At 66.5% G+C, this 17,095-nt stretch carries 20 protein-coding genes; 14 read left to right on the top strand and 6 right to left on the bottom strand.

The genetic code is table 11. The features are described 5' to 3' along the window. Window positions 1–90 precede the first annotated feature (90 nt). The gene (oxlT, locus tag J2S75_RS00690) at window positions 91–1,398 is read right to left on the bottom strand and encodes an oxalate/formate MFS antiporter (RefSeq protein WP_307017238.1); all 1,308 of its coding nucleotides are present in this window, start codon (window positions 1,396–1,398) and stop codon (window positions 91–93) included. A gap of 644 nt (window positions 1,399–2,042) precedes the next feature. Between oxlT and J2S75_RS00685 the strand changes: the two genes are divergently transcribed. From J2S75_RS00685 to zigA, 3 genes are all read left to right on the top strand, one after another. Next, window positions 2,043–2,186 (top strand): hypothetical protein, encoded by a 144-nt coding sequence (locus tag J2S75_RS00685; protein WP_307017237.1) that lies wholly within the window; start codon window positions 2,043–2,045, stop codon window positions 2,184–2,186. 141 nt (window positions 2,187–2,327) lie between these two features. After that, window positions 2,328–3,677: an MFS transporter gene (locus J2S75_RS00680; RefSeq protein ID WP_307017235.1), complete on the top strand. Its 1,350-nt coding sequence runs from the start codon at window positions 2,328–2,330 to the stop codon at window positions 3,675–3,677. Window positions 3,678–3,772: 95 nt separating this feature from the next. Continuing rightward, window positions 3,773–4,987, top strand: coding sequence for a zinc metallochaperone GTPase ZigA (gene zigA, locus J2S75_RS00675; RefSeq protein ID WP_307017233.1), 1,215 nt, complete (start codon window positions 3,773–3,775; stop codon window positions 4,985–4,987). A 24-nt stretch (window positions 4,988–5,011) separates the two neighbouring features. Here the strand turns inward: zigA and J2S75_RS00670 are convergent, their stop codons facing one another. Beyond that, on the bottom strand, window positions 5,012–5,377 hold the full coding sequence (locus J2S75_RS00670) for a response regulator (protein WP_307017231.1): 366 nt from the start codon (window positions 5,375–5,377) through the stop codon (window positions 5,012–5,014). Between the two features lie 310 nt (window positions 5,378–5,687). Between J2S75_RS00670 and rpsU the strand changes: the two genes are divergently transcribed. From rpsU to J2S75_RS00650, 4 genes are all read left to right on the top strand, one after another. Further along, the gene (rpsU, locus tag J2S75_RS00665) at window positions 5,688–5,960 is read left to right on the top strand and encodes a 30S ribosomal protein S21 (protein WP_307018461.1); all 273 of its coding nucleotides are present in this window, start codon (window positions 5,688–5,690) and stop codon (window positions 5,958–5,960) included. A gap of 184 nt (window positions 5,961–6,144) precedes the next feature. Further along, window positions 6,145–6,354, top strand: a complete 210-nt coding sequence (locus tag J2S75_RS00660; RefSeq protein ID WP_244376800.1) for a cold-shock protein — start codon at window positions 6,145–6,147, stop codon at window positions 6,352–6,354. A gap of 111 nt (window positions 6,355–6,465) precedes the next feature. Next, window positions 6,466–6,690: a hypothetical protein gene (locus J2S75_RS00655; protein WP_307017229.1), complete on the top strand. Its 225-nt coding sequence runs from the start codon at window positions 6,466–6,468 to the stop codon at window positions 6,688–6,690. Window positions 6,691–6,707: 17 nt separating this feature from the next. Then, window positions 6,708–6,908, top strand: a complete 201-nt coding sequence (locus J2S75_RS00650) for a hypothetical protein (protein WP_307017227.1) — start codon at window positions 6,708–6,710, stop codon at window positions 6,906–6,908. Window positions 6,909–6,922: 14 nt separating this feature from the next. Here the strand turns inward: J2S75_RS00650 and J2S75_RS00645 are convergent, their stop codons facing one another. Continuing rightward, a complete protein-coding gene (locus J2S75_RS00645; RefSeq protein ID WP_307017225.1) occupies window positions 6,923–7,516 on the bottom strand; it encodes a TetR/AcrR family transcriptional regulator in 594 nt (197 codons plus the stop codon). 134 nt (window positions 7,517–7,650) lie between these two features. Here J2S75_RS00645 and J2S75_RS00640 point away from each other — a divergent pair, with 134 nt between their 5' ends. The 4 genes from J2S75_RS00640 to J2S75_RS00625 all read left to right on the top strand — a co-directional run bounded on the left by J2S75_RS00640 (window position 7,651) and on the right by J2S75_RS00625 (window position 10,396). After that, window positions 7,651–8,055, top strand: coding sequence for a RidA family protein (locus J2S75_RS00640; protein WP_307017223.1), 405 nt, complete (start codon window positions 7,651–7,653; stop codon window positions 8,053–8,055). A 312-nt stretch (window positions 8,056–8,367) separates the two neighbouring features. Continuing rightward, window positions 8,368–8,649, top strand: coding sequence for a PqqD family protein (locus J2S75_RS00635; RefSeq protein ID WP_307017221.1), 282 nt, complete (start codon window positions 8,368–8,370; stop codon window positions 8,647–8,649). An 11-nt stretch (window positions 8,650–8,660) separates the two neighbouring features. Beyond that, window positions 8,661–9,563 (top strand): hypothetical protein, encoded by a 903-nt coding sequence (locus J2S75_RS00630; protein WP_307017220.1) that lies wholly within the window; start codon window positions 8,661–8,663, stop codon window positions 9,561–9,563. Continuing rightward, window positions 9,560–10,396 (top strand): sulfotransferase domain-containing protein, encoded by an 837-nt coding sequence (locus tag J2S75_RS00625; RefSeq protein WP_307017218.1) that lies wholly within the window; start codon window positions 9,560–9,562, stop codon window positions 10,394–10,396. Before J2S75_RS00630 ends, J2S75_RS00625 begins: the two co-directional genes overlap by 4 nt. 28 nt (window positions 10,397–10,424) lie before the next feature. Here J2S75_RS00625 and J2S75_RS00620 read toward each other — a convergent pair whose 3' ends face one another. Next, complete coding sequence (locus J2S75_RS00620) at window positions 10,425–12,245, bottom strand: asparagine synthetase B family protein (RefSeq protein WP_307017216.1); 1,821 nt, start codon at window positions 12,243–12,245, stop codon at window positions 10,425–10,427. A gap of 536 nt (window positions 12,246–12,781) precedes the next feature. Between J2S75_RS00620 and J2S75_RS00615 the strand changes: the two genes are divergently transcribed. From J2S75_RS00615 to J2S75_RS00605, 3 genes are all read left to right on the top strand, one after another. Beyond that, window positions 12,782–13,354 (top strand): phage tail protein, encoded by a 573-nt coding sequence (locus tag J2S75_RS00615; RefSeq protein WP_307017214.1) that lies wholly within the window; start codon window positions 12,782–12,784, stop codon window positions 13,352–13,354. Window positions 13,355–13,458: 104 nt separating this feature from the next. Continuing rightward, window positions 13,459–15,138 (top strand): GNAT family N-acetyltransferase, encoded by a 1,680-nt coding sequence (locus J2S75_RS00610; RefSeq protein WP_307017212.1) that lies wholly within the window; start codon window positions 13,459–13,461, stop codon window positions 15,136–15,138. A gap of 6 nt (window positions 15,139–15,144) precedes the next feature. After that, entirely contained in the window at window positions 15,145–15,399 is a 255-nt protein-coding gene (locus J2S75_RS00605; protein ID WP_307017210.1) for a hypothetical protein, read from the top strand. Window positions 15,400–15,471: 72 nt separating this feature from the next. On the opposite strand, the gene J2S75_RS00600 is transcribed toward J2S75_RS00605, so the two are convergent. Beyond that, entirely contained in the window at window positions 15,472–16,224 is a 753-nt protein-coding gene (locus J2S75_RS00600) for an SDR family NAD(P)-dependent oxidoreductase (protein WP_307017208.1), read from the bottom strand. Between the two features lie 13 nt (window positions 16,225–16,237). After that, window positions 16,238–17,083 carry a fumarylacetoacetate hydrolase family protein gene (locus J2S75_RS00595; RefSeq protein ID WP_307017206.1) on the bottom strand — a complete coding sequence of 282 codons (846 nt, stop codon included), beginning with the start codon at window positions 17,081–17,083 and terminating at the stop codon, window positions 16,238–16,240. Between the last annotated feature and the right edge of the window lie 12 nt (window positions 17,084–17,095).

The raw sequence follows: 17,095 nt of genomic DNA, 5'->3' as shown, positions 1-17,095 counted from the left end.
AGCGGTCGCGCCGGGATCGCTCTCCCTTCACGAAACGACCCCGGATCGGCCCTGTGGCCGTCCGGGATCAAGCCATTTCGAAACGCCGCGTCAGTGCGCGGGTGACTCGCGGCCGACGGTGATGGGCGCCGCTTCCGCCTCCACCGCGCTGCGGGCGATCAGCCGCGCGCGCAGCGGCTTCAGCACGAACAGGGCGAGCAGAGCGGCGACGGCGTTGAGCCCGACCGCGATGGCGAACACCGCGTACCAGCCATAGACCGAGGCGACGACGCTGGCGAGCGGCACAAGCAGCGCCGCTGTGCCCTTGGCGGTGTAGAGCATGCCGGCATTGGTGGCGGCGAACTTCGAACCGAAGGTGTCGCCGCAGGTCGCCGGGAACAGCGAGTAGATCTCGCCGAACACGCCGAAGAAGCAGGCGGTGGCCAGCACGAACACCAGCGGGTTCGAGCCGTGGAACACCATCACCAGCAGCATCGCCGCCGCCGTGCCGAAGGCGATGAACATCGTGTTCTCGCGGCCGATGCGGTCGGAGACATAGCCGAAGACCGGGCGGCCGAAGCCGTCGAAGATGCGGTCGAGCGAGATGGCGAGCGTCAGCGCCGCGGCCGAGATACCGAAGATGCTGACCGGCGTGTCGGCGACGCCGAGATCATGCGCGATCGGACCGATCTGTGCGGCCGCCATCAGGCCACCGGACGCGACCATGACGAACATGAGATAGAGCAGCCAGAACACCGGCTTGCCGAGCGTCTGCGACGGGGGATAGTCGACCTTGCTCTGCGGGATGCGCAGCGCCTTCTTCGGCGCGGCGATCTTGAACGAGGGCGGGTAGAGGAACTGCGCCGCGATCAGCACGATCAGCCCCTGGCCGAGGCCGAACCAGAAGAACGCGGTCTGGTAGCCATGCGCGGCGATGGTGTTGGCGATCGGCACCACGGTGAGCGCCGCGCCGGCGCCGAAGCCGGCAGCGGTGGCACCGGCGGCAAGACCGCGCCGATAGGGGAACCACTTCAGCGCATTGCCGACGCAGGTGCCATAGACCGAACCGGCACCGATGCCGCCGCACACCGCGCCGACATAGAGCATGGTCAGCGAGCCGGCATAGGAATTGACGACCCAGGCCAGCGCGATCATGACCGCGCCGAAGCTCAGCACCACGCGCGGGCCGTAGCGGTCGACGAACCACGCCTCGACCGGCACTAGCCAGGTCTCGGTGAGCACGAACAGCGTGAACGCGGTCTGGATCGCCGCGCGACCCCAGCCATGCGCCTGGTCGATTGGATCGACGAACAGCGTCCAGCCATATTGAAGATTGGCGATCATCGCCATGCAGAGAATGCCGCAGCCGAGCTGGAACCAGGGTTCCCAGGGGCGGACCGCCGTCGTCTTGGTGTCCATTGAGGTCTCCTCAACCTGATGAATGCCGCACAGCTCTTCGTGGCTGCTTCATGCCCCGCCGATTCCGTCGAACGCGGCAATCGCCACGCCCCGACGGGAAAGTGTCGACGCGCCGCTCCAAGAAAAACGATCGGAACGAGACTATCGAGCGCCGCCCTGTGACCCAGCGTAAGCAACCAATGCCCCCCGCCGCACGTTGTCACAAGATTGATACGATAGATATCATCAATATTTACGGATTCAACATGAAATATACCAACGTATAGTGACGTAACGCCAATTGCCGTAGCCTTGCCGGCGCCGCCGAATATAATCTTCATCGAAAACGACGAGCCAAGATGTTGCCTCTTCTTGTCACGACGCCAGATGTTGAGGCGGATCGCGGCAAGGACGTGACGAGCGCTCTGCCCTAGCGTCGCGGCGCTCGCGCGGCCCTCTCTTCGGTGAAAGCTCTTCGACCGGCGGGCGCCAGGCACCCCGCACGCCGCCGATCCGCTACGGACGCCGCAGAGGAAGCGGGCCGGGCGCGCCGCCGTCGGGCAACCGGCGCCTTCAGCTCACGGAACCGGGATGCGGGTCGCCGCGTTCCGCTACCGCTCGTCTGCCGGCTCATCGTCGGCTGGCGCAGGCCCACGGGGAAAACCATGAACCGAACTGTCCTGATCGTCGCCGTCGTCGTGCTTGCCTGCGTGGCCGGCTTCTTCGCCTACCGCGCCTATGAGCGCGACCAGAACTCGCTGCAGATCGAAGTCGGTCCGCAGGGCGTGAAGGTCGACCCGCCGGGCTGAACGCGCTCCTCCGCCTGCGGGGCGCCTGGCGGTCTGCCGGCGCCCCGGCTGTTTTTCCCGGCCCGATGCTCTACAAGCGCCTCCGACATCCCCCCAGCCGCGCCACCTCTCGCGCTTCACGCTGCCGTTCGGAGTGCCGTCATGTCGTCCACCCTTGCCGCCGGGTCCGCCGGCGCCGTCGCCAATCCCCGCTCGCGCGTCATTCTCGCGAGCCTGATCGGCACCACCATCGAATTCTATGATTTCTACGTCTACGCCACAGCGGCAGTGCTGGTGTTTCCGCACCTGTTCTTTCCGCCCGGCAATGAGACCACGGCGCTGCTCGCCTCCTTCGCCATTTTCGGCGCGGCCATGGTGGCGCGGCCGCTGGGGGCGATCTTCTTCGGCCATCTCGGCGACAAGCGCGGGCGCAAGGTGACGCTGGTCGGCGCCCTGCTCACCATGGGCATCGCCACCTTTCTCATCGGCCTGCTCCCCACCTTCCACCAGGCCGGCTGGTTCGCCCCGGCGCTGCTGGTGGTGATGCGCCTCGCCCAGGGCTTCGCCATTGGCGGCGAATGGAGCGGCGCGGCGCTGGTGGCGACGGAGAACGCCCCGCCCGGCAAGCGCGCGGTCTATGGCACCTTCCCGCAGCTTGGCGCGCCGCTGGGGTTCATCCTGGCCAACGGCCTGTTCCTCATCATCGCCGCGCTGCTGCCTTCGGAAGACCCGACGCGCCCCTCCGATGCGTTCCTCGAATGGGGCTGGCGCATCCCCTTCCTGTTCTCCATCGTCATGGTGGCGGTCGGCCTGTGGGTGCGCCTGCACCTCGTGGAAAGCACGGCCTTCAAGAAGACGGTGTCGGACGGCAAGGTGCACAAGCTGCCGCTCGCCTCGGTGTTCCGCACGCATTTCCGCCAGCTGGTGCTCGGCACATTCTACATGCTGGCGACCTATGTGCTGTTCTACCTGATGACCACCTTCTCGCTGAGCTATGGCCGCGCCGGCACCAGCGCCGCCCTGCCCGGCCTTGGCTATGACTACACCACCTTCGTGCTGATGATGATCATCGGCGTCGTGTTCTTCGGCGTGTTCACCATGGTCTCCGGCCCCTGGGCCGACCGTTGGGGCCGGCGCCGCACGCTGATCGGGGTGACGCTGGCCATCATGGCGTTCGGTCTTCTCTGGGTGCCGATGCTCGCCGGCGGCACCTTCGGCGTCATGGCCTGGCTCATCCTCGGCTTCAGCCTGATGGGCATGACCTTCGGCCCGATGGGCGCGCTGCTGCCGGAACTGTTCCCGGCCAATGTGCGCTACACCGGCTCGGGCATCGCCTACAACGTCTCCTCCATCCTCGGCGCGGCGGTCGCGCCCTTCATCGCCGTCGCGCTATGGGCCTGGGGCGGTGGCAGCCCGTTCTGGGTCGGGGTCTATCTCACCGCCATGGCCAGCCTCACTTTGCTGGCGCTGCTGCTCGGCAAGGAAACCCGCGACGTGGATATCGAGGCCTGACCGCCTGACCGCCTGACCGCCTGACCGGGAGGCTTGCATCGGCGCGCCCCACATGTAAATGATACATTGTATCACTTCGCATGTGGAGCGTCGCCATGCCCGACACACGTCTTCCGGTCACGGTCCTTTCCGGCTTTCTCGGCGCCGGCAAAACCACCCTGCTCAACCATGTGCTGGCGAACCGCGAAGGCCTGCGCGTCGCGGTGATCGTCAACGACATGTCGGAGGTGAACATCGACGCCGAGCTGGTGCGGGCGGGCGACGCCAATCTCTCGCACACGCAGGAAAAGCTGGTCGAAATGACCAATGGCTGCATCTGCTGCACCCTTCGCGACGATCTCCTCGCCGAGGTGAAGCGCCTCGCCGATGAGGGGCGCTTCGACTATCTCCTCATCGAATCCACGGGGATCGCCGAGCCCCTCCCGGTCGCCGCCACCTTCGAGTTCCGCGACGAGGACGGCTTCTCGCTCTCCGATGTCGCCCGGCTCGACACTATGGTGACGGTGGTGGACGCGGCCAATCTCTTGCGGGATTTCGGCTCGCGCGACTTCCTGCGCGACCGCGGCGAGGTCGCCGGGGAGGAGGACAGCCGCACGCTGGTCGACCTGCTCACCGACCAGATCGAATTTGCCGACGTGATCGTGCTCAATAAGGTCTCCGATGTCGCGGCCGCGCGCCGCAAGGAGGTTCGCGCCGTGGTCAAGGCGCTGAACCCGGACGCATTGATCATCGAGACCGATCAGGCGCATGTGCCGCTCAAGGATATTCTCGGCACCGGCCGCTTCGATTTCGAGCGCGCCCATGAGCACCCGACCTGGTTCAAGGAGCTGAACGGCTTTCGCGACCATGTGCCGGAAACCGAGGAATACGGCATTTCCAGCTTCGTCTACCGCGCGCGCCGGCCGTTCCACCCGGAGAAATTCAACGCCTTCCTCGCCCGCACCTGGCCGGGGCTCGTGCGCGCCAAGGGGCTGTTCTGGCTGGCGACACGCCCGCGCCGGGTCGGCGAGATGTCGCTCGCCGGCGCCATCTGCCGCACCGGCTCGATCGGTCAGTGGTGGGCGGCGATTCCGACCGAGCACTGGCCGACTCAGGCCGATTGGCGCTCCTGGCTGCGCCAGCATTGGACGCCGGGCTATGGCGATCGCCGGCAGGAACTGGTGTTCATCGGCGTCAATCTCGACGAGCCAGCCATCCGCGCGGCGCTGGACGACTGCCTTGTCGGCCCGCTGCGGCCGACGCTGTTCGATCCCGAGCCGCTGAAGCATCTGCCCGACCCGTTCCCCGCCTGGGAGCGCGTGCCGGCCTGAGTCGCCCGCAGCGCCCGCTGCAGCTCAGGCGCGCCCCGCCAGCAGGCCCTGCATCGAGCGGGCAATGTCGGCGGGGCGATAGGGCTTGGCGACGAACAGGCTTCCCTCCGGTATCTCGGCCGTACCGGCGATCCGGTTGCCGGAGGTGACGATGATCTGCACCGGCGGCCAGCGCTTGCGCACGGCGGCGGAGAGCTTCAGCCCGTCCATGCTGCCGGGCATGTCGATATCGGTGAACACCAGCCGGATGGCGGGGATGGCTTCCAGAATCGCCAGGGCCTGATCGGCACTGGCGGCCTCATGCACTTCGAACCCGTTTTCCGCGAGATAGTCCGCAATGTCGAAGCGCACCAGCGGCTCGTCTTCCACCACCAGCACTGCAATTGGCATCGTCGATAACCCCCGGCATTGCACAAGGCACAATGCCATGGCGAGCGGCAACGCGGCATGTCGAAGAATGATCCCGTTCTTGCCGTGCCACATTTTCGTGACGCAGGACGGCGGATCGGCCGAGACCTCAAGATCACGTCGCGTTCTTGCCGCTTGTCGCGCGGGGCGGGAAGGGTTTATGAAGTCGCCTTCAATGCCGCGCCCCGTGGGGTCGCGTCTCCCCTCGCCCCCGTCATCCCACGACAGGCGACCGCGCCGGTTCTCACGAACCGCCCAACCAGCAGCCTCGCTGCATGTGATCGGACACGAATTGCAGGTCCTCGTTCGCGACAACAATGTCGAACAAGCTATGCGCGTTCTCAAGAAGAAGATGCAGCGCGAAGGCATCTTCCGCGAGATGAAGGCGCGCCGCGCCTATGAGAAGCCCTCCGAGCGCCGCGTGCGCGAAGACGCAGAAGCGGTTCGCCGCAGCAAGAAGGCCGCGCGCAAGCAGGCCATCCGCGAAGGGCTCATCGCCGCCCCGAAGAAGAAGCCGATGGTCGGCCGTGGCGCCCCCCGCCCTGCCGCTCCGGTGGCCGAATAAAAATAAATTTGTCAGGGGTTGTGAGATTTCCGCAATCCCGGTACGATCAGATATCGATCTTGGACGTTGAACTTTGTTTTGCGCAGCTTTGCGCCGTAGCGAACTTCCTCTCAAATCGATGTCAACCTGATGCGCGCGTTCCGACGCGCCATCAAATCTCTATGTCGACTGAAAGGATTTAGTCATGGCGACAGGTACTGTGAAGTGGTTCAACGGCCAGAAGGGCTTTGGTTTCATTCAGCCGGACAACGGCGGCCCGGACGTGTTCGTTCACATCTCGGCGGTTGAGCGCGCGGGCATGATGGGCCTCAATGAGGGCCAGAAGATCTCCTACGAGCTCGAGACCGACCGCCGCAGCGGCAAGAGCTCGGCCGGCAGCCTCAAGGCTGCGTGACGAGACTGCTTCCGGTCAGTGACCACGGATGTACTGGCGCGGACCGTTGAGGCGGAAGTGGGAAGGCCGGGGAGACCCGGCCTTTTTCGCGTTTACAGAGGAATGTCGCGCATGGCGAGAAAAGCACCGGAATCACCCTTCGTGCCCAAGCTCTCGCAATCCGAGAGCAAGGCCGAAACGGTGTCGCGCATCGCCATGTCGATGATCGAAAGCGACACGGTGAGCCGGGACGCCAAGATCGCGCGGCTGCGCCAGGCGCGCCTCGCCCGCGAAGCCGCGGAAAGCGCCGCCGCGCCCGCCCCCACCAAGCCCGCCCGCCGCACCGTCAAGCGCTAGCCTGCCCGAAAGCCGCCATGCCCGATTCTCTTGCTGCGAAGCTCAAGACCCTGCGCAACCGTCTGCTGACTGAGCAGCGCGACCTCATCACCCGCGCCGCCGAGATCGACACCCTGCCCTCCGACAAGACGCTGCAGAAGATCGCCACCCTTGAGGTCGCCATCGGCGCCGTCGAATCGCTGCTGGACGAGCAGACCGGAGCCCACCCCGCGCTATAGGCCGCGCGCACGGCTCAGCCCGCCGCCCGCAGCCCCTCGGCAAGGCAGCGAAACGCCGCGATCGCCTTCGGCAGAGCCTGCGCCGGCGCGGGGCTCGCCGCCGTCCATAGCGCGGCGTTCAGCGCCGCCCCGTTGAGCAGGCACGCCGCCGCCTCCGGGTCCACCGGCTTCAGCACACCTTCGGCCACCAGCATCTCCACCGTCCGCCGCGTCGTGGCGAGGCAGGCGTTCTGGCTGGGCCATTGCGAGGGATCGCCGAGCACGGCGGGCCCGTCGAGCAGCACGATACGCTGCACCTCCGGCTCAAGCGCCATTTCGATATAGGCCGCGCCCTCGGCCAGCAGGCCTTCCCAGGGCGAGGGCTGGCGGGCGGCGAATGCCTGGGCCCGCGCGGCCATCTCGCTGTCGATCTGCTGCACCACGGCCGCCAGCAGGCCGCGCTTGTCGCCGAAATTGTGATAGAGCGCGCCGCGCGTCAGCCCGGCGGCGGCGGTGAGCTCATCCATCGAGGCTTCGGCATAGCCCTGTTCGGCGAAGGCCTTGCGCGCGGCGGCGATCAGCTTGGCGCGCGTCGCTTCCATCTTCTCCGCCCGCCGTCCCACAGCCATGCCGGCGCCCTCCCCCTTATCCATAGCCCCGCATTTGACATACGTTGCGTATGCGATAATTTCACATACGAACCGTATATCACTTCGTCCGGCGCCGGGAAGTCCCCGCGCGGGCGGAACGACAGGACAGCCCCATGCGCGACGCCTTTTTCCCCGCCGGCCGGCACGCTCTCTATGAAAAGCACGGCTATTCCGCCGCCATCCGTTCCGGCGATCTGCTGTTCGTCTCCGGCCAGGTCGGCAGTCGGGCGGATGGCAGCGTCGAAACGGATTTCGCCCGGCAGGTCGACCAGGCCTTCGCCAATCTGCAGGCGGTCCTCGCCGCCGCCGGGGCGAGCTTTGACGATGTCATCGACGTGACCACTTTTCACACCGACCCCGAGCGCCAGTTCGAAACCATCCTCGCGGCCAAGGCGAAGGCCTTTCCCGCAGCGCCTTATCCCGCATGGACGGCCGTCGGGGTGAACTGGCTCGCCGGTTTCGATTTCGAGATCAAGGTCATCGCGCGTCTGCCCCAGACGAGCGCCGCGCCGCGCTGACCGGCGCAGCAACGAGCGGCTTCAGGCGAGACTCGCCGGAAAGGCGAGGCTTTCCTGTCGCCAGCGATAGGCACGAGCCCTGTCTCCGTCTCTCCCATTGCCGCATGATTCAGGTGATGGGTGATCTGGACCAGACGATGAAGCCCGTCGCCTTCCCATATCAGCCGAAAGGTGCGACCCGTTGCGGATCGGCGTGCCCCGCCTTCCCTGTCGCCGGCCCTGCAAGGTGCGTTGGCGTAGCGGCATGCACTGGACGGTTGCATTCCGTAGCGATAGATGTATGGGGCAGCCGAGGCAACCTGAGCGCGATCCATGCCGCTGTCGCCCAACTCGGAGATCGTTCGACGATCTCATCCGTTCGAGGCCGCCATCGGCGATACGCAGGTTCTGCTGGATGTCGAGCAGGGCTTTTACTTCGGGCTCAACGCGGTTGCCTCGCGCATCTGGCAGAGGCTCGAACACCCCGTGCGGGTCAGGGACCTCTGCCTGTTGCTCAAGGCCGAATACGACGGCGAGGAAGCACGCATCGACGCCGAGGTGTTCGCCTTTCTGGCGCAGCTCGAAGCCCAGAACCTCATTGATGTCAGCGGGTAACGGCGTCCCTCATGACCGATCGCCTGCTCTGCGGTTGGCGCGTTCGTTCCGCCGTCGCCTTGCCCGAGCTTCTGGAGTGGCAGGGCGACGACCGGCCGCCAGACCTCACCGTCCGCCTTGGTGCGGTTGACGACAGCCTGCCCGGCGGGCGGACGATCAGCCCCTGGCTGCAGATCGACGGCACCGGCACCGGCCTGCTGGAGGTGCCGATGGTGGGGCGGTTTCTCGTGCAGCGGTCGGGTGACATCACCATCGCGCCGCAGCCGGAGGCGCGCGAAGCCGAAATCCGGCTGTTCCTGCTCGGCTCGGTGCTCGGCCTGGTCTGCCATCAACGTGGCCTGCTGCCGCTGCACGCGTCCAGTGTGGTGATCGAGGATGGAGCTGTCGCCTTCTGCGGTCATTCCGGCATGGGCAAGTCCACACTCGCGCTGCGCTTCGCACAGCGCGGCCACGCGGTCGTATCTGACGATGTTTGCGTTCTCGACACCGGTAGCCCCGCCCCGGTGCGGCCCTCCTTTCCGCGTCTGAAACTCTGGCGCGATGCGCTTGAAGATGCGGCGCTGCCCACGGAAGGCCTGGAGCGCAACCGGCGCGGGCAGGACAAGTTCCACTTCATCGAGCCGCAGGCGGGGGTGCGGGGCCCCATCCCCCTGCGCGCCCTCTTCATGCTGCGCCGGGCCAAACATGGCGAGCAGGAGGGCATCGAGCGCCTTTCCGCGCCGCTCGACATCCTCGCGGCTCTGGAAACCGGGACATTTCGGATGCAGATCGGCCGGGCGCTGGGGGCCGAGAAGGCGTTGTTTCAGGCGCATGCCCTGATTGCCGGCACGGTGCCCGTCTACACGCTCCGGCGCCTGCCGGATGCACCGCCCGGGCGCTGGCTCGACGCCATCGCCGCCACCGTGCGCGGATGAGCGGCCTCACCCTCATCGCCTCTTATCCGAAGTCCGGCAACACCTGGTTGCGGGCTTTCCTGGCCAGCCACCTGCGCGGCGGTCAGCCGATCGATCTCAATGTCGATCTGGCACGGATAGCGAATCTGAGCGCGCGGATTCTGCAGGATCGTCATGCGGGGCTGGAGCATGCCGACCTGACGCCGCAGGAGGTCGCCCTGCTTCGCCCCCTCACCAGCCGTCGCGTCGCGCACGACCAGCCGGACTTCTACAAAACCCATGACTGCAATTTCGTCCCGCCCGGTGCGCGCGAGCCGGCGATACCGGCCGATGCGATAAACCGTGTCGTCTACATCGTCCGGGACCCGCGCGACGTGGCGATCTCGCTGGCGCATCATTTTGGCTGGTCGGTCGCGGCCAGTGTCGAACGTATGGCGGATTCGGCCTTCCGCATGGGACGTTCGTCGCCCTGCCTCAACATGAATGTCGAGCAGTGGGTGTCGTCCTGGAGCGCCCATGTGGAGAGCTGGCTCGACGCAGCCGGTCTGCGCCTGCTGCCGCTGCGCTACGAGGACCTGCTGGCCGACCCGCTGCAGCGCTTCACCGAGCTCTGCCGCTTCCTCGATCTCGACGATACGCGCCAGGCGGTTAGCCGGAGCCTGGAGGCCAGCAGCTTCAGCGTGCTCGCCAGCCAGGAAGCCCGGACGGGATTCCGCGAGCGGCACCGGGCCTCCAACGCGCCATTCTTCCGCGCGGGGGGCGCCGGCGGGTGGCGCTCCGGGCTGGCGCCGGAGCTGGCGGAGCGCCTCGCCGCGGACCAGGGCCGGGTCATGGCGCGCCTCGCCTATCGCTGAGCCCCCGGTATCCGCAGCCTCGGCAGCGCTAGCCGTTGCCGCCCTCGACACGGCGAATGAAGCGGCCGGCGGTGAGCGCGCGGCTGAAGGCGCAGAGATAGTCGATGTTCGCCCGTTCGCCGGCATCGTCGACGCCCGGCCAGGCGTCGAGCAGCGCGTCCATGCGGTTGAGATCGAGGCACTCGCTGGCGAAGGGGCTGGCGCGCAGCCGCCCCACTTCCGCCCGCAGCCGGGGCATCGCCTGCTGGAAGCCGACCCGCCAGTCCGCCGCCTGCAACCCCTTGCGCCGCTCGTTCAGCACGACCTCCGGCAGAAGCCCCCGCATCGCACGGCGAATGAGCGAGCGCGGCACCCCGCCCAAAGCGAACTGCTCCTCGGGAATGGACAGGCATAGCTCGATCACCCGCCGGTCGCTGGTGGGGTCGCGCACGTCGAGGCCGAACAGCCGGCGTGTCGCCATGGCATGGTGGCCGCGATGATCCGTGCGGTCGAGAACCGCGAGACGCAGGGCCCGGCTGTCTCCCCGCGTAAGGTTGCGCAGATGGCCTCCCAGCGTCCGGGCACGGTCAGTCAGCCCCGAACGCTTCAGGAAATCCGGGTGGATGGCAGAGTAGTCGAACACGCCCGTCGGTGCCCGCCCCAGCAGGGAGCGGAGCCCGCGGCTGAGGGCCAGCGGCAGGAGAAAGTCGGCCGCCTCGCCGGCAATGCCGAGCCAGGAACGCCCCCCTCCCCGCCGCAGATCGGCGATGGCGCGCCACGTGCCGGCGACATCGGCGGCGCGGAGCCGGCCCGCCAGCCTCTCCCCGCCGGAATAGCTGATGGTCATGTTGCCCATCGCGCCTTGCAGCAGCACATCGAGCCGCCGCCGCTTCGCCTCACGGTGGATCGCGTCGATCCACACCGTGTTGGTCGCGTTCAGCACCGGCCAGTCGCTGGCCATTTCGCGCCGGTCCAGCGCGTCGAGCAGCGGCTCGTCATCATTGTCGATCCGCACATGGGTGATGTTGGGATAGAGCGCGGCGATCTCGGCGGCGGAGGGCCATTCATCGGTGAAGCGGTTGCGGCGGCTGGGATGCGGATGGCGCGGCGCGGCGGTGAAGGCGGTCAGTTCCCGTCCCTCTTTCGCCAACTGCCCTGCGGCCAGCGCCGAGACGCCCGAACTGTCGAGACCGCCCGAAAGATCGCTGCCGATGCGCTCGCCCGGACGGATGCGGGCGCGCACGGCCTCGTCCAGCGCGGCGCGCAGCGCCTCCTCATAATCCTCGTCGCGCGGTAGGTGGAGCGTCGGCACGTCCTCCGGCCGCCACCAGCGCTCCAGCGAAAAGGCGCCGTCCGCCCAGCGCACGACATGCCCCGGCGGCACGCGGTTGATGCCGCGAAAGAATGTCCGCAGCGGCTCGCGCGGCAGCATGCACAGCCAGGCCGCCATCTGGTCGGGATCGATTTCGCGCGGCACGTCAGGGCAGGCGAAAAGCCCGCGCTGCTCGGTGGCGAACAGCAGGCGCCCGCGATCGGTGCGGAAGAACAAGGTGCGCAGGGCGCCGGGATCGGTGGCGAGGTAGAAGGCGCGCGCGTCCCTGTCCCAGATCGCGCAGGCATAGTCGCCGATGAGATGGGTGAAACAGTCCTTCCCCCAGCGATGATAGGCGGCAAGCAGGAGCGCGCCGACATCGCCAGCCTGCCGGCCAAGCCGGCGTTCGATCTCGGGTTGGTTGTCGAGACGGCCGTCAAACACAATCGCGGCATGCACATCGCTGGCGCACAGCGCCCCGTCGCCGGCACGCAGAACGACCTCGTCGCCCTGCCATCCACTCACCCGGCCCGCTGCATATTGCAGGGCCCGGGCCATGCGGTCCGCTAGTTCAGGCGCGGGATCGCCGGTTCCACAGAAGCCCATTCAGCTGCGACTCTGCTCCTTCACGCGCCACGATCCCACATCGCTCGACGGTGTGCGGCGGACGAAAGCCGGCGCAGCAAGCGGCGGCGGAGGCGAGGAATTCAACCGCGCCGGAAATCACGATGAAAAATCACCGTCATTTCTTTCTCCGTCGCCGTCCTGCGCAGAGCTGGCCGGCATGACCGACATTGTCGGCCGTTCCCACAGCTTGCGCCCCGGCATTGCCGTCGCGGGCGACGTCAGTGACGAGCCCTCGGCCGGAGGTCGTTCGCCAGTGTCACTACCCATTCCCCCCTCCTTCGCTGTTGGCCGTCAATCGCAGCACGCGGACGAGCTTACCTACTTACCCTCCGACGGCAAGCCGAACAGCGCGTTAAGAGAGTGGCGGACCGCCAAATACAACTTTTGCTTGCCTTTTGTTACGGGTATGGTTTTGTGGTTGCAACTGACACCCATTACAACCGGCCCTTCCGTATTGCGAGAGCGCCATGAGCGTCACCTTCCTCGGCGAGATTCGCCTGTTTCCCTTCACCCTCCTGCCCGCCGGATGGATGGTCGCGGATGGCACCCTGATCACTGTCGACGCCAACAAGGCGCTGTTCAATCTGCTTGGGGTCACCTATGGCGGTGATGGAAAGACCAATTTCGCCCTGCCGGATCTGCGCGGCCGCGTTCCCCTGTGTCAGGGCCTCGACGACAACAAAACGTCGCATCCTCTCGGAGAGACCGGCGGTGTCGAGGCTATCGAACTCTCGAAATTGCATCTACCGAAGCATACGCACAGGCTTCAGGCGCGCAAAACCGTTGGCACGACCGGCAACGCCGTCGACGCGCGCATTGCCATCGCCGCCAGGGACGACCTGAAACCGCAAAACGACCGCTACCTGTTTGGCGGCCCCGGCAACCTGACCGTGTTGCACCCGGACTCAATCCTCTGGTTTGGGAGCAAAGTTCCCGCAAACAACACGGAAGACGCGACGCGACATCATGACAATATGCAGCCCTTCGCGGTGCTCCGGTTCTGCATCGCGGTGGAGGGGATCTTTCCACAACGCATTTAGCACGGGCCGGCCCCTCCCTCACGCGGGCCCCACTCCACCGCAACAAAGCCGGGAATGAGCGCGCAGGCGCCCGGCAAGCGCTTTCTCTGGGAGGCTGTTCCACAATGTCGGACCCGTATCTTGGCGAAATCCGGATGTTTGCCGGTATCGAAGCACCGGACGGATGGCTGGTCTGCGATGGGCGGAAGCTTCCTGTGGCCCAATATCGCGCGCTTTTCGCCATTCTCGGCAAGGTGTGGGGCGGTGACGGCGTAACGACCTTCGCACTCCCGGATTTTCGGGGGCGCGTTCCCGTCGGCGATGGACCCGGCCCTGGCCTGACGCCACGCGCGGTCGGCAGCGCGGGCGGCATCGACCAGATCACATTCACCAAGGAGACCCTGCCGCCCCACCGCCACGCGCTGATAGCCAGTAAGAACCCAGCCGCCGACGCATCGCCGGACCGCCGGATCTATGCGGCGACCCAGTCCCCCAATCAGGCCGCGCCACGCGGGCTCGCTTACATTACCCACAGGGCCGACAACACGATCCGCCCCCTGAGGAACGACGTGCTTACCGAGGCCGGCGGCAATGGGCTTGGCGGTGTCACGCCACACAGCAACATGATGCCAAGCCTCGCCATCACGTTCATCATCGCCACCTTTGGCGAGCATCCGTCAGATCAACAGGATTTTGTCGCGGATCCGTATATGGGTGAAATCAGGATCTTCGCGTTCCCCTACCCGCCCGAGGGCTGGGCCGATTGTGCGGGCGCCGAGATACCCACACCGCAAAATGAGGCGCTGTACTCGATCCTCGGCACAACCTACGGAACCAGGGACGGCCATGTCGTCCTGCCCAACCTTGCGGGCCGCGTCCCTCTCGGACAGGGAACGGGTGCTGGCCTGATGCCCGCAACGCTTGGCAAAAAAACGGGGACCACCAAGGCGGTGATCACGCTCGATCAGGTGCCCCAGCACAATCACGTGGTGACCACAGCTTTCTCGTCCGAACTGACCCGTTCGACGGATCAGCCTTCATCCGCGACCTATCTCACTCGGCACACCGTCGAAGGCACGACCTCGGTGGTGGCAACCTTCATCAAGGACGACCAAAAGCAGGACATATTGTTTGCCGAGGCAGCGATCAGCGAAACCGGTGGCGGCGAGGCCCGCGACAACCGCCAGCCCTATCTCGCCCTGCGCTTCTGCATCGCCCTGGAAGGCGTCTATCCCTATATGGCCTGGAGCGCGTCGTCGCCGCCTCCCGCCACCCAGCCCGCCCTCCATGGCGCGCCGCCGGAAAGCCATTCATTGGCGGACGGCATCGTTCTGCGCGAGGAGACGCCCGCCGACATGCCATTCCTCGCCGGGCTTTACACCGGCGCGCGCGGACCGACATTCGATGGCGAGGGCTGGCCGGAAGAGCAACGGCGTGCCTTCTTCGCCGAGCAGTACCGCAGGCAGGTGGCGCATTACACCCGCAACCATGCGGGCGCCGCCCTGCTCATCATCGAACGGCACGACGTGCCCATCGGGCGTCTCTATCTCCACCGCGGGCCGCAGGATCACCGCATCATCGACTTCAGCCTGATTCCGGAGGCGCGCAACCGGGGCTATGGCGGCATCGTGCTGGACTGGGCCAGTGCCGAGGCGGCGGCGCTCGGGTGCAGCACCTCCATCCAGGTCGGGAAGAACGATCCCGCCCGCCGGCTTTATGAACGCAAGGGCTTCATCCGGACGGGCGACAGCGGCCCCTACTGGCTGCTGACGCGGTCCCCGACGGCCACTCCTGCGGTGGAGTGACCAGGAGTGACCCCTGCGCTCCTCTATAGGGGGACCGCGCCCTTCCCCAAGGGCATCCGCGCGAGAGCCCTTGATGATCGACCCTTTCGCCCTGATCTCCGGCGTCGCCCTGTTGGGCGCCTCCGCCTCATCGCCTTCCGCGTGCGCCAGCTGGTGCCGGCGGCGCCGGCCATCGTCCTCCTTGCCGTGATCGCGGCCCTGGCGGCGGTGCGGTTCGGCCTGTTCGACGCGTTCACACCGCGCCAAAGCTACGCCATGTAACGCCGTGACCGCCAATTGCGTCCTGCGTTGACTTGGGCTGGAGCGAGTGCCGCCTTTTGCCGGCGCGCCTCGTCAATAAACGGCGCGTCCGCCGGAGATGTCGAAGACGGCGCCGGTCGAGAAGGCGCAGTCCTCGGAGGCCAGCCAGCCGATCAGGGCGGCAGCCTCTTCGACGGCGAGGAAGCGGTTCATCGGGATCTTCGACAGCATGAAGTCGATGTGCTCCTGCTTCATCTGGTTGAAGATCTCAGTCTTCGCCGCAGCCGGGGTGATGGCGTTGACCAGGATGTTCGAGGTCGCCAGTTCCTTCGCCAGCGACTTGGTTAGCCCGATCAACCCCGCCTTCGACGCCGAATAATGCGAGGCGTTCGGGTTGCCTTCCTTGCCGGCGATCGAGGCGACGTTGACGATGCGCCCCCAGCCATTCTTCAGCAGTTCCGGCACCACCGCCTTGCAGGTGAGGAACGACCCGACCAGGTTCACGTCAACCACGCGGCGCCAGGTCTCGGTGTCGAGTTCCCAGAGCTTGCCGTTTCCGCCGGTGATGCCGGCATTGTTGACCAGGATGTCGATCTTGCCGTGCGCCGCCGCCGTCGCGGCGGTGGCGGCGGTGACGGAGGCCTCGTCGGTCAGTTCGACGATATGGGTGGACACCTTGCCGAGCTTGCCCAGCGCGGCGGCAGCCTCCTCGAGGCGGACGGCGTCGATGTCCCACAGTGCGACGGAGGCGCCGGAGGCCAGCATGCGCTCGGCGGCGGCATAGCCGATGCCGCGGGCGCCGCCGGTGATGATGGCGACGCGGCCGGTGAGGTCAAGCTTGTTCATCTGGCTAATTCCTTCACGCCGCCGGAACGGTGGTCTGCCGCTGCTCGCCGAGTCCCGAAATGGCGAGGCGCATGGTCTGGCCGGGCTTCAGATAAACCGGCGGCTTCTGGCCAAGGCCGACGCCCGGCGGGGTGCCGGTGGAGATGATATCGCCCGGCTGCAGGCTCATGAACTGGCTGACATAGGAGACGATGGTCGGCACATCGAAGATCATCGTGCGGGTCGAGCCGTTCTGGTAGCGCTTGCCGTCGACCTCGAGCCACATGTCGAGCACGTGCGGGTCGGTGATCTCGTCGGTGGTGACCAGCCACGGACCGATCGGGCCGAAGGTGTCGCAGCCCTTGCCTTTATCCCACTGCCCGCCGCGCTCGAGCTGGAAATGCCGTTCGGAGACATCATTGATCACGCAATAACCGGCGACGTGGTCGTAGGCGTCCTCCTTCGACACGTATTTGGCGGCCTTGCCGATGACGATGCCGAGCTCGACCTCCCAGTCGGTCTTCTCCGAGCCGCGGGGAATTTCGACGTCGTCATTGGGGCCGACGATGCAACTGGTGGCCTTCATGAACAGCACCGGCTCATCGGGGATCGCCATCCCGGATTCGGCGGCGTGGTCGGTGTAGTTCAGGCCGACGCAGATGAACTTGCCAACCTGCCCAACGCAGGCGCCGATGCGGGGAGTGCCTTCCACGACCGGCAGCGTCGACACATCGAGCGCGGCGATCTTGGCAAGGCCTTCCGGCAGCAACGTCGCCCCGGCGATATCGGGCACGATGCCGGACAGATCGCGCAGCACGCCCTGCGCATCGAGGATGGCGGGACGCTCCGCCCCCGGTTGACCGTAACGGACAAGCTTCATCGTCGCATTCTC

The sequence above is a fragment of the Ancylobacter polymorphus genome, assembly GCF_030813495.1.
In the GTDB taxonomy this organism is placed as follows: Bacteria; Pseudomonadota; Alphaproteobacteria; order Rhizobiales; family Xanthobacteraceae; genus Ancylobacter; species Ancylobacter polymorphus.
The sequence above is the reverse complement of the archived record's forward strand: the minus strand, read 5'-3'. Positions and strand labels throughout refer to the sequence as shown.